Here is a 15,449-nt window from a genome sequence, read left to right as displayed (position 1 = left end):
CCTCAGGCGCTTTGCAGCGCCGCTTCGTCGATAGGTTGAACCGCCGGATACCAGCTTTCGCGCTGGTGCGCTTTTTGCAGCAGCAGGTCAGGTAGCTGGTAGAGCGCGCCAAGCTCGCCGTAGCGTCTGGCCTGATCGACTACGTTGCCGTTGCCGAGCGTATCGAGATAGCGCAGCGCGCCGCCGCGGAACGGCGGGAAGCCAAGGCCGTAGACCAGCGCCATATCGGCTTCGGCCGGTGAGGCGACAATCTTCTCCTCCAGGCAGCGCACGACTTCGTTCAGCATCGGGATCATCATGCGATTCAGGATCTCTTCGTCGCTGAAGACGCGCGTAGCGGCACAAACCGGGTTAAGCAGCGCGTCCACTTCAGGATCGGCCACTTTTTTCGCTTTGCCTTTGCGATCCATCTCCCAGCGGTAGAAACCTTTGCCGTTCTTCTGGCCGTAGCGCTCGGCGTCAAACAGGACGTCGATGGCGTCGCGGTAATCTTTCTGCATGCGCGTCGGGAAGCCTTCCGCCATTACGCGCTGCGCGTGATGGGCGGTATCAATGCCGACCACGTCCAGCAGCCATGCCGGGCCCATGGGCCAGCCGAACTGCTTCTCCATCACTTTGTCGATCTGGCGGAAATCTGCGCCGTCGCGCAGCAGCAGGCCGAACGCGGCGAAGTAGGGAAAGAGCACGCGGTTAACGAAGAAGCCAGGACAGTCATTAACGACGATGGGCGTCTTGCCCATTTTGCTCGCCCAGGCCACCACTTTGCCGATGGTGGCGTCGCTGCTCTTCTCGCCGCGCACCACCTCTACCAGCGGCATACGCGGCACCGGGTTGAAGAAGTGCATGCCGCAGAAATTTTCCGGACGCTTCAGCGCCTCTGCCAGCTGGCTAATGGGAATGGTCGAGGTGTTGGAGGCGAGCACCGCATCGGCGCGCAGATGCTGTTCGGTTTCCGCCAGCACTTTCGCTTTCACCTGCGGATTTTCGACCACCGCTTCGACCACAAGATCGGCGCGTTCGAAACCGGCATAGTCGAGGGTAGGCTGGATCATGGCGATGGTGCTGGCCAGCTTGCCGCCGTCAATCTTGCCGCGCTCCAGCTGTTTATTCAGCAGCTTGCTCGCCTCGTTCATCCCCAGGGTCAGCGCCTGCGGCTGAATATCTTTCATCTTCACCGGCACGCCTTTCCACGCCGACTGATAGCTGATGCCGCCGCCCATAATGCCTGCGCCGAGCACTGCCGCCTGTTCAGGCGCGCTGCTGGCGCTGGCGTACTTTTTCGCCAGCCCTTTGACGTACTGATCGTTCAGGAAAATACCGACCAGCGCGCGCGCCTCATCGCTCTGCGCCAGCGGCACAAAGGCGGCGGTTTCCAGCTTCAGCGCATCGTCGCGCCCCAGCGTAGCGGCGGCCTCAATGGTTTTTACCGCAGCGAGCGGTGCGGGATAGTGTTTGCCTGCGCTTTGCAGCACGACGTTTTTGGCTACGGTAAAGCTCATGGCGGCCTCGATCGGGCTGAGGCGCAGCGGTGCCAGCTTCGGCGCGCGACGCGTCTGCCAGTCGCCCTGCGCGATAGCTTCCTTCAGCATGGCGAGCGCGGCGGCGCGCAGCTTATCGCGGCTGACCACCGCATCGACCAGCCCAAGCTTCAGCGCGCTGACGCCGTCGACATCTTTCCCGGCGGCGATAATCTCCAGCGCGGCGTCGGCACCCAGCAGACGCGGCAGCCTCACGCTGCCACCGAAGCCGGGCATAATGCCCAGCCGGGTTTCTGGCAGACCGATGCGCGCGTCAGGCGTGGCGACGCGCAGATCGGTCGCCAGGATGCATTCGCACCCGCCGCCCAGCGCGTAGCCGTCTACCGCGGCAAGAGTCGGCACCGGCAGATCTTCCAGCCGGTTAAAGATGCTGTTGGCGAACGCCAGCCACTGGCTGAGCTTTTCCGTCGGCGCGTCGAACAGCGAGAGAAATTCGGTAATATCGGCGCCGACGATAAAGGCGGGCTTAGCCGAGGTCAGCAGCACGCCGCGCAGCGTTGTCTGCTGCTCCAGCATGCCAATCGCTTCGCCAAGGCTGGCGACGGTTCGGGTGTCGAGTTTATTCACTGAGCCGGGGGCATCGAACTGCAGCTCAGCGACGCCGTCTTCAAGCCAGCGCAGGGAAAGGGTATCGCCTTGGTAGAGCATGTGCGTCTCCTGATCGCGAAAGGGGATCTGGTCATACCAGATGATCAGGAGTGTGGGATTCGTGTTAATTTTTTGCAAACCAAAGTTTGCTTATTTGCTAACAGGATCACAGCGTCTGGAACGCGGCGTTCAGACGGCGGCTGTGCTACACTGCGGCGATTTTCGCGACACGGGAGAGCGAGCAATGGATTCACTGAAAACGCTGTATCAGACGCATATCGCCACGCTGCAGCAGCGGGCGCAGCAGGTGCTGGCGCGCAATAAACTGGATGCGATGTTGATTCATTCCGGCGAACTACTGACGGTTTTTCTCGACGATCATGACTATCCCTTCAAGGTGAATCCCCAGTTTAAAGCCTGGGTGCCGGTTACCCAGGTGCCGAACTGCTGGCTCTGGATCGATGGCGTCAATAAGCCGAAACTCTGGTTCTACTCGCCGGTCGATTACTGGCATAACGTCGAGCCGCTGCCGGATAGCTTCTGGACCGAAGCGGTCGAGGTGGTCGGGCTAAAAAGCGCCGACGAGATTGGACAGCTGCTGCCCGCGCAGCGCGAAAATATCGCCTATATCGGGCCGGTAGTGCAGCGCGCCGCGCAGCTCGGCATCAGCGCCGACAATATCAACCCGAAAGCAGTGATCGATTTCCTTCACTACCACCGCAGCATCAAAACCGATTACGAGCTGGCCTGCATGCGCGAGGCGCAAAAGCTGGCTGTCGCTGGACATCGCGCCGCCAAAGAGGCCTTTTTCTCCGGCCTGAGCGAGTTCGATATTAATCTGGCCTACCTGACGGCGACCGGCCATCGCGATATCGACGTGCCCTACGGCAATATTATCGCCCTTAACGAGCATGCCGCCGTGCTGCACTACACCCGGCTCGATCACCAGCCGCCGGCGAAGCGCCACAGCTTTCTTATCGATGCGGGCGCGGAATATCTTGGCTATGCCGCCGATTTAACGCGCAGCTACGCGGCGCAGAAGGGCTCACTTTATGCCAGCCTGGTTGCGGCGATGAACAGCGAAGAGCTGGCGCTGATCGGCACGCTGAAAGCGGGCGTGCGCTACACCGACTATCATCTGCAGATGCATCAGCGCATCGCGAAGCTGCTGCTGAAGTTCGACCTGGCGCAAGGCATAAGCGAAGAGGCGCTGGTGGCGGAGAATATTACCGGACCCTTTATGCCGCACGGGCTGGGCCATCCGCTCGGATTGCAGGTTCACGACGTCGCAGGCTTTATGCAGGATGAAGCGGGCACCCACCTTGCAGCGCCAGCGCAATACCCTTATCTGCGCTGCACGCGCGTGCTGGAGCCGGGCATGGTGCTGACTATCGAGCCGGGCTTCTATATCATCGAGTCGCTGCTGGCGCCGCTGCGTGAAGGTCCGTTTAGCCAGTATCTTAACTGGCAGGCGATTGAGGCGCTGAAGCCTTACGGCGGCATCCGCATAGAAGATAACGTGGTGGTGCATGCCAACCGCATCGAGAATATGACGCGCGATCTGCATCTTGCCTGATGGACGCTTACGATATTCCCGCTGATGCTATCAGCGTCAGCGAGGAGACGATTAAGAAGAGCCGCTTTATTACGCTGCTGGCCCATACCGACGGCGTAGAGGCGGCACGTGCCTTTGTTCAGCAGGTGAAAGGCGAGCACCCTGATGCCCGTCACCACTGCTGGGCCTGGGTCGCGGGCGCGCCGCACGATTCACAGCAGCTGGGCTTTTCCGACGACGGCGAGCCTTCCGGCACGGCGGGTAAACCGATGCTGGCGCAGCTGATGGGAGCCAATATCGGCGAAATTACCGCTGTGGTGGTGCGCTACTATGGCGGCATTATGCTCGGCACCGGCGGGCTGGTAAAAGCCTACGGCGGCGGCGTGCAGCAGGGGCTAAAACAGCTGGCGCGCACGCGCAAAGTGCCGATGAAACGCTATGCGCTGCGGTGCGACTATGCTCAGCTTGGCGATATCGAACGCCTGCTGGGCAGGTTCGATGGCCGCATCGATGAGATTGTCTACCTTGACCGCATCGCGCTGACGCTGGCGCTGCCTTATGCGCACATCGAGGCGTTTAAACAGACGCTTTCTGACTTTAGCCGGGGCGCGCTGAGCCTCGACCCGTTAATACCCTGACAACTCTTTTCTAAGGAACGGCTGAATGCATTTTCGCGCCATTACTCGCATTGTCGGTCTGCTGGTGATCCTCTTTTCCGTCACCATGATTGTGCCGGGGCTGGTGGCTTTAATTTATCGCGACGGCGCCGGGCGCGCGTTTAGCCAGACCTTTTTGATGGCGCTGGCGATCGGCTCGCTGCTGTGGTGGCCGAACCGCAAACAGCGTACCGAGCTGAAGCCGCGCGAAGGCTTTCTGATCGTGGTGCTGTTCTGGACGGTGCTGGGCAGCGTGGGGGCGATGCCCTTTATCTTCGCCGAGCAGCCGCACCTCTCCATGACCGACGCATTCTTTGAATCCTTTTCCGGCCTGACCACCACCGGCGCGACCACGCTGGTAGGGCTCGACAGCATGCCGAAAGCGATTCTCTTTTACCGGCAGATGCTGCAGTGGCTGGGCGGGATGGGAATCATCGTGCTGGCGGTGGCGATTCTCCCTATTCTGGGGGTAGGGGGCATGCAGCTCTACCGTGCGGAAATGCCGGGGCCGCTGAAGGACAATAAGATGCGCCCGCGCATTGCCGAAACCGCCAAGACGCTGTGGCTGATCTATGTCTTGCTGACGGTCGCCTGCGCGGTGGCGCTCTGGCTGGCGGGGATGCCGCTGTTCGATGCGATAGGGCATAGCTTTTCTACTATCGCCATCGGCGGCTTTTCTACGCACGACGCCAGCATTGGCTATTTCAATAGCGGCACCATCAATACCATTATCGCTGTGTTTCTGCTGATCTCCGGCTGTAACTACGGTCTGCACTTCTCGCTGCTCAGCAACCGCAACCTGCGCGTCTACTGGCGCGATCCTGAGTTTCGCACCTTTATCGGCGTGCAGTTTACGCTGGTGATTATCTGCACGCTGGTGCTCTGGTTCCATAACGTTTACGCCAGCGGCTGGCAAACGCTGAATCAGGCTTTCTTCCAGGTGGTTTCGATGGCGACCACGGCAGGGTTCACCACCGACAGCATTGCGCGCTGGCCGCTGTTCCTGCCGGTGCTGCTGCTCTGTTCCGCGTTTATCGGCGGCATGGCGGGGTCGACCGGCGGCGGGCTGAAGGTGATCCGCATTCTGCTGCTGTGCAAACAGGGCTCGCGCGAGCTGAAGCGTCTGGTACACCCCAACGCGGTCTATACCATTAAGCTCGGCAATCGCGCGCTGCCGGAACGTATTCTGGAAGCGGTGTGGGGATTCTTCTCGGCCTATGCGCTGGTGTTTCTGGTCAGCATGCTGGCGATTATCGCCACCGGCGTCGATGACTTCTCTGCCTTCGCAGCGGTTGCGGCGACCCTGAACAACCTTGGGCCCGGTCTTGGCGTCGTGGCGGATAACTTTACGTCGATGAACGACGTGGCGAAATGGATCCTGATCTTGACTATGCTGTTTGGGCGCCTTGAAGTCTTTACCTTATTAGTCCTTTTTACGCCGACCTTCTGGCGTGAATAAGCAAAACAGGAAGTCACGATGAAAGCGTTAATTCTCTTTTCCAGCCGCGACGGGCAAGCGCGCGACATCGCCTCTTATATAGCGAGTGAGATGAAGGGGCAGCAGGCGTGCGACGTTATCAATATTCTGCATGCCGACGCGATTGACTGGACGCAGTACGATCGCGTGCTGATCGGCGCCTCAATCCGCTACGGCAATTTCCATCCGGCGGTGGCGAAATTCGTTAAGACACATCTGCGCGAGCTGCAGACGCGCGTAAGCGGCTTCTTTTGCGTAAACCTGACCGCGCGCAAGCCAGAAAAGCGCTCGCCGCAGACCAACGCCTATACGCGCAAGTTTTTAGCGCAGTCGCCGTGGCAGCCTGACTGCTGCGCCGTGTTTGCCGGCGCATTGCGCTATCCGCGCTATCGCTGGTTCGACCGGGTAATGATTCAGTTAATTATGCGCATGACCGGCGGGGAAACGGATAAGACGAAAGAGGTGGAGTATACCGACTGGCATCAGGTAGGGCGGTTTGCTCAGGAATTCGTTCAATTCCCCGCCAAATCGGCGTGAATAGCAGCGATCTGCTGAAAATTAATGCGAACGAGATCTTTTTTTAAATTAGGGCTTGTCAGCCCGGAAGAACTCCCTATAATGCGCCTCCACTGACACGGCACAACGGCTTACGAAATGCGGTGTTCAGGAGAGCCGGGTTACCGGGTCGCCGGATGAAATCACTGAAAAAAGTGGTTGACTCCGAAGGAGAGTAGCGTAATATACGCCACCTCGCAGCAGCAGGCTCCGCCGCTGACTGCACCGCTCTTTAACAATTTATCAGACAATCTGTGTGGGCACTCGAGAGCAGATATCAAAAGCCTTCGGGCTTAAAAAATATCAAGCCTCACGAGTGGACACATAATGACATTCATTATGACGTTTTACAGATGAGCACCGCTTAACTTGTTTAAGCAAATCAAACTTAAATTGAAGAGTTTGATCATGGCTCAGATTGAACGCTGGCGGCAGGCCTAACACATGCAAGTCGAACGGTAGCACAGAGGAGCTTGCTCCTCGGGTGACGAGTGGCGGACGGGTGAGTAATGTCTGGGAAACTGCCCGATGGAGGGGGATAACTACTGGAAACGGTAGCTAATACCGCATAACGTCGCAAGACCAAAGTGGGGGACCTTCGGGCCTCACACCATCGGATGTGCCCAGATGGGATTAGCTAGTAGGTGGGGTAACGGCTCACCTAAGCGACGATCCCTAGCTGGTCTGAGAGGATGACCAGCCACACTGGAACTGAGACACGGTCCAGACTCCTACGGGAGGCAGCAGTGGGGAATATTGCACAATGGGCGCAAGCCTGATGCAGCCATGCCGCGTGTATGAAGAAGGCCTTCGGGTTGTAAAGTACTTTCAGCGGGGAGGAAGGCGATGTGGTTAATAACCGCGTCGATTGACGTTACCCGCAGAAGAAGCACCGGCTAACTCCGTGCCAGCAGCCGCGGTAATACGGAGGGTGCAAGCGTTAATCGGAATTACTGGGCGTAAAGCGCACGCAGGCGGTCTGTCAAGTCGGATGTGAAATCCCCGGGCTTAACCTGGGAACTGCATTCGAAACTGGCAGGCTAGAGTCTTGTAGAGGGGGGTAGAATTCCAGGTGTAGCGGTGAAATGCGTAGAGATCTGGAGGAATACCGGTGGCGAAGGCGGCCCCCTGGACAAAGACTGACGCTCAGGTGCGAAAGCGTGGGGAGCAAACAGGATTAGATACCCTGGTAGTCCACGCCGTAAACGATGTCGACTTGGAGGCTGTTCCCCTGAGGAGTGGCTTCCGGAGCTAACGCGTTAAGTCGACCGCCTGGGGAGTACGGCCGCAAGGTTAAAACTCAAATGAATTGACGGGGGCCCGCACAAGCGGTGGAGCATGTGGTTTAATTCGATGCAACGCGAAGAACCTTACCTACTCTTGACATCCACGGAATTCGGCAGAGATGCCTTAGTGCCTTCGGGAACCGTGAGACAGGTGCTGCATGGCTGTCGTCAGCTCGTGTTGTGAAATGTTGGGTTAAGTCCCGCAACGAGCGCAACCCTTATCCTTTGTTGCCAGCGATTCGGTCGGGAACTCAAAGGAGACTGCCGGTGATAAACCGGAGGAAGGTGGGGATGACGTCAAGTCATCATGGCCCTTACGAGTAGGGCTACACACGTGCTACAATGGCGCATACAAAGAGAAGCGACCTCGCGAGAGCAAGCGGACCTCATAAAGTGCGTCGTAGTCCGGATCGGAGTCTGCAACTCGACTCCGTGAAGTCGGAATCGCTAGTAATCGTGGATCAGAATGCCACGGTGAATACGTTCCCGGGCCTTGTACACACCGCCCGTCACACCATGGGAGTGGGTTGCAAAAGAAGTAGGTAGCTTAACCTTCGGGAGGGCGCTTACCACTTTGTGATTCATGACTGGGGTGAAGTCGTAACAAGGTAACCGTAGGGGAACCTGCGGTTGGATCACCTCCTTACCTGAAGATACTGCCTTTCGAAGTGCTCACACAGATTGTCTGATAGAAAGTATGAGCAAGGCGTCTTGCGAAGCAGACTATGTGTCCCCTTCGTCTAGAGGCCCAGGACACCGCCCTTTCACGGCGGTAACAGGGGTTCGAATCCCCTAGGGGACGCCACTTGCTGGTTTGTGAGTGAAAGTCGCCGACCCTCCTATCTTAAAGATGACTTACGAGTCATGTTTAAGATATTTGCTCTTTAACAATCCGGAACAAGCTGAAAATTGAAACGACGCCCTGCGTTCATTCCCCGTAAACAGGAATGAAAGGCAGCGCGTTCGAGTCTCTCAATAATCACATCCGCGACGTCGCAAGACGCCTGTGGGTTGTGAGGTTAAGCGACTAAGCGTACACGGTGGATGCCCTGGCAGTCAGAGGCGATGAAGGACGTGCTAATCTGCGAAAAGCGCCGGCAAGGTGATATGAACCGCTACAGCCGGCGATGTCCGAATGGGGAAACCCAGTGTGTTTCGACACACTATCGCAACATGAATACATAGTGTTGCGAGGCGAACCGGGGGAACTGAAACATCTAAGTACCCCGAGGAAAAGAAATCAACCGAGATTCCCCCAGTAGCGGCGAGCGAACGGGGAGCAGCCCAGAGTCTGAATCAGCTTGTGTGCTAGTGGAAGCGTCTGGAAAGTCGCAGGGTACAGGGTGACACTCCCGTACACGAAAGCACACATGCTGTGAACTCGAAGAGTAGGGCGGGACACGTGGTATCCTGTCTGAATATGGGGGGACCATCCTCCAAGGCTAAATACTCCTGACTGACCGATAGTGAACCAGTACCGTGAGGGAAAGGCGAAAAGAACCCCGGCGAGGGGAGTGAAACAGAACCTGAAACCGTGTACGTACAAGCAGTGGGAGCCTCTTTGTGGGGTGACTGCGTACCTTTTGTATAATGGGTCAGCGACTTATATTCTGTAGCAAGGTTAACCGTATAGGGGAGCCGCAGGGAAACCGAGTCTTAACTGGGCGTTAAGTTGCAGGGTATAGACCCGAAACCCGGTGATCTAGCCATGGGCAGGTTGAAGGTTGGGTAACACTAACTGGAGGACCGAACCGACTAATGTTGAAAAATTAGCGGATGACCTGTGGCTGGGGGTGAAAGGCCAATCAAACCGGGAGATAGCTGGTTCTCCCCGAAAGCTATTTAGGTAGCGCCTCGTGAACTCATCTCCGGGGGTAGAGCACTGTTTCGGCTAGGGGGCCATCCCGGCTTACCAACCCGATGCAAACTGCGAATACCGGAGAATGTTATCACGGGAGACACACGGCGGGTGCTAACGTCCGTCGTGAAGAGGGAAACAACCCAGACCGCCAGCTAAGGTCCCAAAGTCATGGTTAAGTGGGAAACGATGTGGGAAGGCCCAGACAGCCAGGATGTTGGCTTAGAAGCAGCCATCATTTAAAGAAAGCGTAATAGCTCACTGGTCGAGTCGGCCTGCGCGGAAGATGTAACGGGGCTAAACCATGCACCGAAGCTGCGGCAGCGACGCGTATGCGTTGTTGGGTAGGGGAGCGTTCTGTAAGCCGTCGAAGGTGTGCTGTGAGGCATGCTGGAGGTATCAGAAGTGCGAATGCTGACATAAGTAACGATAAAGCGGGTGAAAAGCCCGCTCGCCGGAAGACCAAGGGTTCCTGTCCAACGTTAATCGGGGCAGGGTGAGTCGACCCCTAAGGCGAGGCTGAAAAGCGTAGTCGATGGGAAACAGGTTAATATTCCTGTACTTGGTGTTGCTGCGAAGGGGGGACGGAGAAGGCTATGTTGGCCGGGCGACGGTTGTCCCGGTTTAAGCGTGTAGGTGTGTGTTCCAGGCAAATCCGGTTCACTTTACACTGAGGCGTGACGACGAGGCACTACGGTGCTGAAGCAACAAATGCCCTGCTTCCAGGAAAAGCCTCTAAGCTCCAGGCAACACGAAATCGTACCCCAAACCGACACAGGTGGTCAGGTAGAGAATACCAAGGCGCTTGAGAGAACTCGGGTGAAGGAACTAGGCAAAATGGTGCCGTAACTTCGGGAGAAGGCACGCTGGCGCGTAGGTGAAGGGACTTGCTCCCGGAGCTGAGGCCAGTCGAAGATACCAGCTGGCTGCAACTGTTTATTAAAAACACAGCACTGTGCAAACACGAAAGTGGACGTATACGGTGTGACGCCTGCCCGGTGCCGGAAGGTTAATTGATGGGGTTATCCGTAAGGAGAAGCTCTTGATCGAAGCCCCGGTAAACGGCGGCCGTAACTATAACGGTCCTAAGGTAGCGAAATTCCTTGTCGGGTAAGTTCCGACCTGCACGAATGGCGTAATGATGGCCAGGCTGTCTCCACCCGAGACTCAGTGAAATTGAAATCGCTGTGAAGATGCAGTGTACCCGCGGCAAGACGGAAAGACCCCGTGAACCTTTACTACAGCTTGACACTGAACACTGGTCCTTGATGTGTAGGATAGGTGGGAGGCTTCGAAGCGTGGACGCCAGTCTGCGTGGAGCCGTCCTTGAAATACCACCCTTTAATGGCTGGTGTTCTAACGTAGGCCCGTGATCCGGGCTGCGGACAGTGTCTGGTGGGTAGTTTGACTGGGGCGGTCTCCTCCCAAAGCGTAACGGAGGAGCACGAAGGTTGGCTAATCCTGGTCGGACATCAGGAGGTTAGTGCAATGGCATAAGCCAGCTTGACTGCGAGAGTGACGGCTCGAGCAGGTGCGAAAGCAGGTCATAGTGATCCGGTGGTTCTGAATGGAAGGGCCATCGCTCAACGGATAAAAGGTACTCCGGGGATAACAGGCTGATACCGCCCAAGAGTTCATATCGACGGCGGTGTTTGGCACCTCGATGTCGGCTCATCACATCCTGGGGCTGAAGTAGGTCCCAAGGGTACGGCTGTTCGCCGTTTAAAGTGGTACGCGAGCTGGGTTTAGAACGTCGTGAGACAGTTCGGTCCCTATCTGCCGTGGGCGCTGGAAAACTGAGGGGGGTTGCTCCTAGTACGAGAGGACCGGAGTGAACGCACCGCTGGTGTTCGGGTTGTCATGCCAATGGCACTGCCCGGTAGCTAAGTGCGGAAGAGATAAGTGCTGAAAGCATCTAAGCACGAAACTTGCCCCGAGATGAGTTTTCCCTGACCCCTTGAGGGTCCTGAAGGGACGTTGAAGACGACGACGTTGATAGGCCGGGTGTGTAAGCGCAGCGATGCGTTGAGCTAACCGGTACTAATGACCCGTGAGGCTTAACCTTACAACGCCAGAGGCGTTTTGTGAGACGCGAGATTTTCAGCTTGTGACGGATATATCTGCGCGGCCTGCGGGCGGCGCGGAAGACAGAATTTGCCTGGCGGCCTTAGCGCGGCGGTCCCACCTGACCCCATGCCGAACTCAGAAGTGAAACGCCGTAGCGCCGATGGTAGTGTGGGGCCTCCCCATGCGAGAGTAGGGAACTGCCAGGCATCCATACAAAAAAGCCCTCTGCTGACGCAGGGGGCTTTTTTACGTCTGTGGATCGGCAAAAAAAGGCGAATTTCCGGGCGCAACGCCCGCAAAACTTCCCTACAAGCCTGAACTGATGCGGTAAACTACCCGCAGATAACTTCGTAAAGGCCGCATAATGTCCCACCAGTATCCTTCTCTGCAAGCTGACAATACCCTTGGTCTTGAGATCCGCGCACGCGATCGCATCCTCGCTGAGACGCCAGAAATGATCCTCACTGCCTGGCGAAACGCCAGAGCGGCCCATCAGCCGTTCATTCTGCTGGGCGAAGGCAGCAACGTGCTTTTCCTGGATGATTTTGCCGGCACCGTCGTGCTTAACCGCATTAAAGGCATCGAGATTCAGGAGCAGGACGAAGCCTGGAAACTGCACGTTGGTGCCGGTGAAAACTGGCATGCCCTTGTCGAGGCGACCCTGAAAAAAGGGATCCCCGGACTCGAAAACCTGGCGCTGATCCCCGGCATGTCAGGCTCGGCCCCGATTCAAAATATTGGCGCCTATGGCGTTGAGTTTAAAGATGTTTGCGACTATGTCGATGTCCTGAACCTGGAAACGGGCGCGACGCAGCGTCTGCAGCGCGAAGCGTGTGACTTTGGTTACCGCGACAGCATCTTTAAGCATCAGTATCAGCAGGGATATGCCATTATCGCCGTGGGGCTTAGCCTGAATAAAAACTGGCAGCCGGTGCTGACCTATGGCGATTTAACGCGGCTCAATCCCGCCACCGTTACCGCCTGGGAGATCTTTCACGCTGTCTGCCATATGCGTCAAAGTAAGCTGCCGGATCCGCGCGTAACGGGCAATGTCGGCAGCTTCTTCAAAAACCCGCTAATCAGCCGTGAACAGGCAGAACAGCTGAGGCTTGCCTATCCCGATATGCCTTTCTATCCGCAGAGTAACGGCGAGATCAAACTGGCTGCGGGCTGGTTAATCGATCGGTGCCAGCTAAAAGGATTTCGCATCGGCGGCGCGGCAGTGCATCAGCAGCAGGCGCTGGTGCTGATCAATGCTGACCATGCCACCTCTCAGGAAATTGTCGCCCTGGCGAAAGCGGTACGCGCCCGCGTCGGGCAAAAGTTTGATGTATGGCTTGAGCCCGAGGTGCGCTTTATTGCGGCACAGGGCGAGTGCAACGCTGTAGAGGCAATACTATGAAAGACCATAGCATTCCGTTAAAGCTGGTCGAAATACTCTCAGACGGCGAGTTTCATTCTGGCGAGCAGCTTGGCGAATCACTGGGCATGAGCCGCGCGGCGATCAATAAACATATCCAGACGCTTAAAAGCTGGGGCCTGGATATCTATACGGTCACGGGCAAAGGCTATAGCCTGCCGGCGCCGATGCAGCTGCTGAATGAAGAGGCGATCGTGTCGCAGCTGCATCAGCCTAATCTGGCAATTATTCCGGTTATCGACTCAACCAACCAGTATCTGCTGGAGCGGATGAACGAACTGCAATCAGGCGATGCCTGCATTGCTGAATACCAGCAGGCGGGCCGAGGACGTCGCGGACGACAATGGTTCTCACCTTTCGGCGCCAATCTCTATATGTCGATGTACTGGCGTCTGGAGCAGGGCCCGGCGGCGGCGATGGGGCTAAGCCTGGTTATCGGCATCGTCATCGCTGAAGCCCTGCAGCAGCTCGGCGCACAGGATGTTCGCGTAAAGTGGCCTAACGACCTTTACCTTCAGGACCGCAAGCTGGCGGGCATTCTGGTTGAGCTGACGGGGAAAACCGGCGACGCCGCGCAGATTGTGATGGGAGCCGGTATCAATCTGGCGATGCGCGGTGCCGAAGCGGCGCAGATCAATCAGGGCTGGATCAACCTGCAGGAAGCGGGTATCACCATCGATCGAAACGATCTGGCCGCGAAGCTGATCAATAGCCTGCGCGAGGCGCTGCCGCTCTTTGAACGTGACGGGCTGGCACCTTTCACCGAGCGCTGGAAAACGCTGGATAACTTCATTAACCGACCCGTTAAGCTGTTAATCGGTGAACGTGAGATACAGGGTATCGCGCGCGGAATAGATAAACAGGGTGGCCTGCTGCTTGAGCAGGATGGGGAGATAAAATCCTGGGTAGGCGGCGAAATATCTCTGCGTCCGCAGTAAATAAAAAGCCTGCATCGCGCAGGCTTTTTTAATGCTATTTCCTGAGTCTGACCCGATCGACGGCATGATTGCCGCCCTTGGTCATTATCAGGCTGGCTCTCTCTCGGGTCGGCAATATGTTCTCTTTTAAATTCCGCCAGTTGATCTCTTTCCACAGCCCGGTAGCGATTTGCACGGCCTCTTCTTCAGAGAGCTGCGCATAGTGGTGGAAATAGGAATCGGGATCGGTAAAGGCACCCTGACGGAATTTTAAGAAGCGATTGATATACCAGCGCTGCAGCAGATCTTCGGGCGCGTCTACATAGATAGAGAAATCGACGAAGTCTGACACAAAGACGTGGTGCGGATCGTGAGGATAATCCATTCCGCTCTGCAGAACATTCAGGCCTTCAAGAATGAGTATATCGGGCTGATGCACCACTTTATCGCCATCCGGGATGACGTCATACACCAGATGAGAATAGACCGGCGCCGTGACCTGACTGGCGCCTGATTTCAGCGCGGAAACGAAGTTAACCAGCCGATGCATATCATAAGACTGAGGAAAGCCTTTCTTCTTCATCAGGCCGCGCTCTTTCAACACCGCATTGGGATGCAGAAAGCCATCGGTAGTAATGAGCTCGACTTTACGATGCTCGGGCCAGCGGCTCAGCAGCGCCTGCAGAACGCGTGCGGTAGTGCTTTTCCCCACGGCCACGCTGCCGGCGATGCTGATAATGTAGGGGATCTTCTGGCCATCCGTGCCCAGGAACTGCTCCAGCACCGCCTGACGGCGCAGGTTGGAACTGATATAGAAGTTAAGCAGGCGCGATAAAGGCAGGTAAATCTCTGCAACCTCTTCCAGAGATAAATCTTCATTAATGCCTTTCAGCTGCGCGATCTCCTCTTCCGTTAAGGTCATCGGCACAGTATTACGTAGGGCAGCCCACTGCTTGCGCGTGAACTCTAAATAGGGCGTTGTCAGAGGTGAATTCTTTTTATTCATAAGTATGCGTCTGACTGCGGATTAGGGCTAATTCATATCAGGCAGATAAAAAACCTGTAGCGATATGAGAACCATAGCGGCATGTCACAAGGTCTTTACTGAGAACAATGGGCTGGAGGTTAACATCAGTGTGATAATAAAAAGAAGAAAAATGATAAATCCGCGCACGCTTTCGCAAGCGGCTGCGCATAAGTCCGGCGCACAGACCGCTCGGCATTTTACCCGCCCGCGCTGTAAAGACCTTGGCTTGCACGTAGCGCTTACTGTTGGTCGCGATAAAAAACGGGCCGCCGGAAAACTTTTTTTATTTATAGTCGCGCTAAGCGGACAAAAAAGCAGCGCTCTCGCCGCGATAGCCGCTGCGTTGACGTCAGAAAATCAGCGGCAGCGCCGCGCGCAATTCGCCGGATTCGTCTAAATTTCCCGCAGTAAATCGCTAAAATGCGAGCATTTGCACAAATAGTAAGCGATAGAATAATTTCAGTGATTTTTTTGTTGCATCCTGTCCCGGTCCTTCCTAGAATGC

Annotated in this window: 9 protein-coding genes, 1 tRNA gene and 3 rRNA genes; 11 read left to right on the top strand and 2 right to left on the bottom strand. The window is 56.5% G+C overall.

Going from position 1 to position 15,449, the window contains the following annotated elements:
- Positions 1 to 2 precede the first annotated feature (2 nt).
- On the bottom strand, positions 3 to 2,186 hold the full coding sequence (gene fadB / locus LB453_RS20905; RefSeq protein ID WP_103797481.1) for a fatty acid oxidation complex subunit alpha FadB: 2,184 nt from the start codon (positions 2,184 to 2,186) through the stop codon (positions 3 to 5).
- Between the two features lie 184 nt (positions 2,187 to 2,370).
- Here fadB and pepQ point away from each other — a divergent pair, with 184 nt between their 5' ends.
- The 10 genes from pepQ to birA all read left to right on the top strand — a co-directional run bounded on the left by pepQ (position 2,371) and on the right by birA (position 13,938).
- The gene (gene pepQ, locus LB453_RS20900; protein ID WP_103797482.1) at positions 2,371 to 3,702 is read left to right on the top strand and encodes a Xaa-Pro dipeptidase; all 1,332 of its coding nucleotides are present in this window, start codon (positions 2,371 to 2,373) and stop codon (positions 3,700 to 3,702) included.
- Positions 3,702 to 4,319 carry an IMPACT family protein gene (locus tag LB453_RS20895; RefSeq protein ID WP_103797483.1) on the top strand — a complete coding sequence of 206 codons (618 nt, stop codon included), beginning with the start codon at positions 3,702 to 3,704 and terminating at the stop codon, positions 4,317 to 4,319. Before pepQ ends, LB453_RS20895 begins: the two co-directional genes overlap by 1 nt.
- 25 nt (positions 4,320 to 4,344) lie before the next feature.
- The gene (gene trkH / locus LB453_RS20890; protein ID WP_103797484.1) at positions 4,345 to 5,796 is read left to right on the top strand and encodes a Trk system potassium transporter TrkH; all 1,452 of its coding nucleotides are present in this window, start codon (positions 4,345 to 4,347) and stop codon (positions 5,794 to 5,796) included.
- Between the two features lie 18 nt (positions 5,797 to 5,814).
- Entirely contained in the window at positions 5,815 to 6,351 is a 537-nt protein-coding gene (gene hemG / locus LB453_RS20885; RefSeq protein ID WP_103797485.1) for a menaquinone-dependent protoporphyrinogen IX dehydrogenase, read from the top strand.
- A gap of 408 nt (positions 6,352 to 6,759) precedes the next feature.
- Positions 6,760 to 8,301, top strand: a 16S ribosomal RNA gene (locus LB453_RS20880).
- 83 nt (positions 8,302 to 8,384) lie between these two features.
- Positions 8,385 to 8,460, top strand: a tRNA-Glu gene (locus tag LB453_RS20875).
- A 212-nt stretch (positions 8,461 to 8,672) separates the two neighbouring features.
- Positions 8,673 to 11,578 (top strand): 23S ribosomal RNA (locus tag LB453_RS20870).
- 92 nt (positions 11,579 to 11,670) lie between these two features.
- Positions 11,671 to 11,786: ribosomal RNA gene (gene rrf / locus LB453_RS20865) — 5S ribosomal RNA — on the top strand.
- Together the 16S, 23S and 5S rRNA genes with 1 tRNA gene alongside form the textbook arrangement of a ribosomal RNA operon.
- Before the next feature lie 158 nt (positions 11,787 to 11,944).
- The gene (gene murB, locus LB453_RS20860; protein WP_103797723.1) at positions 11,945 to 12,982 is read left to right on the top strand and encodes a UDP-N-acetylmuramate dehydrogenase; all 1,038 of its coding nucleotides are present in this window, start codon (positions 11,945 to 11,947) and stop codon (positions 12,980 to 12,982) included.
- Positions 12,979 to 13,938, top strand: coding sequence for a bifunctional biotin--[acetyl-CoA-carboxylase] ligase/biotin operon repressor BirA (gene birA, locus LB453_RS20855; RefSeq protein WP_103797724.1), 960 nt, complete (start codon positions 12,979 to 12,981; stop codon positions 13,936 to 13,938). Before murB ends, birA begins: the two co-directional genes overlap by 4 nt.
- Positions 13,939 to 13,972: 34 nt before the next feature.
- Here birA and coaA read toward each other — a convergent pair whose 3' ends face one another.
- Positions 13,973 to 14,923, bottom strand: coding sequence for a type I pantothenate kinase (gene coaA, locus LB453_RS20850; RefSeq protein WP_103797725.1), 951 nt, complete (start codon positions 14,921 to 14,923; stop codon positions 13,973 to 13,975).
- A gap of 64 nt (positions 14,924 to 14,987) precedes the next feature.
- On the opposite strand from coaA, the gene LB453_RS20845 reads away from it, so the two are divergent.
- A complete protein-coding gene (locus LB453_RS20845; RefSeq protein WP_103797726.1) occupies positions 14,988 to 15,341 on the top strand; it encodes a hypothetical protein in 354 nt (117 codons plus the stop codon).
- The last annotated feature ends 108 nt before the right edge of the window (positions 15,342 to 15,449 follow it).

It is taken from the genome of Pantoea agglomerans (genome assembly GCF_020149765.1).
GTDB lineage: Bacteria > Pseudomonadota > Gammaproteobacteria > Enterobacterales > Enterobacteriaceae > Pantoea > Pantoea alvi.
The sequence above is the reverse complement of the archived record's forward strand: the minus strand, read 5'-3'. Positions and strand labels throughout refer to the sequence as shown.

What these genes read in the sequence shown, in the direction of transcription:
- fadB (WP_103797481.1), bottom strand. Translation starts at nt 2,186, where the DNA reads ATGCTCTACCAAGGCGATACCCTTTCCCTGCGCTGGCTTGAAGACGGC.
- pepQ (WP_103797482.1), top strand. Translation starts at nt 2,371, where the DNA reads ATGGATTCACTGAAAACGCTGTATCAGACGCATATCGCCACGCTGCAG.
- LB453_RS20895 (WP_103797483.1), top strand. Translation starts at nt 3,702, where the DNA reads ATGGACGCTTACGATATTCCCGCTGATGCTATCAGCGTCAGCGAGGAG.
- trkH (WP_103797484.1), top strand. Translation starts at nt 4,345, where the DNA reads ATGCATTTTCGCGCCATTACTCGCATTGTCGGTCTGCTGGTGATCCTC.
- hemG (WP_103797485.1), top strand. Translation starts at nt 5,815, where the DNA reads ATGAAAGCGTTAATTCTCTTTTCCAGCCGCGACGGGCAAGCGCGCGAC.
- murB (WP_103797723.1), top strand. Translation starts at nt 11,945, where the DNA reads ATGTCCCACCAGTATCCTTCTCTGCAAGCTGACAATACCCTTGGTCTT.
- birA (WP_103797724.1), top strand. Translation starts at nt 12,979, where the DNA reads ATGAAAGACCATAGCATTCCGTTAAAGCTGGTCGAAATACTCTCAGAC.
- coaA (WP_103797725.1), bottom strand. Translation starts at nt 14,923, where the DNA reads ATGAATAAAAAGAATTCACCTCTGACAACGCCCTATTTAGAGTTCACG.
- LB453_RS20845 (WP_103797726.1), top strand. Translation starts at nt 14,988, where the DNA reads ATGAGAACCATAGCGGCATGTCACAAGGTCTTTACTGAGAACAATGGG.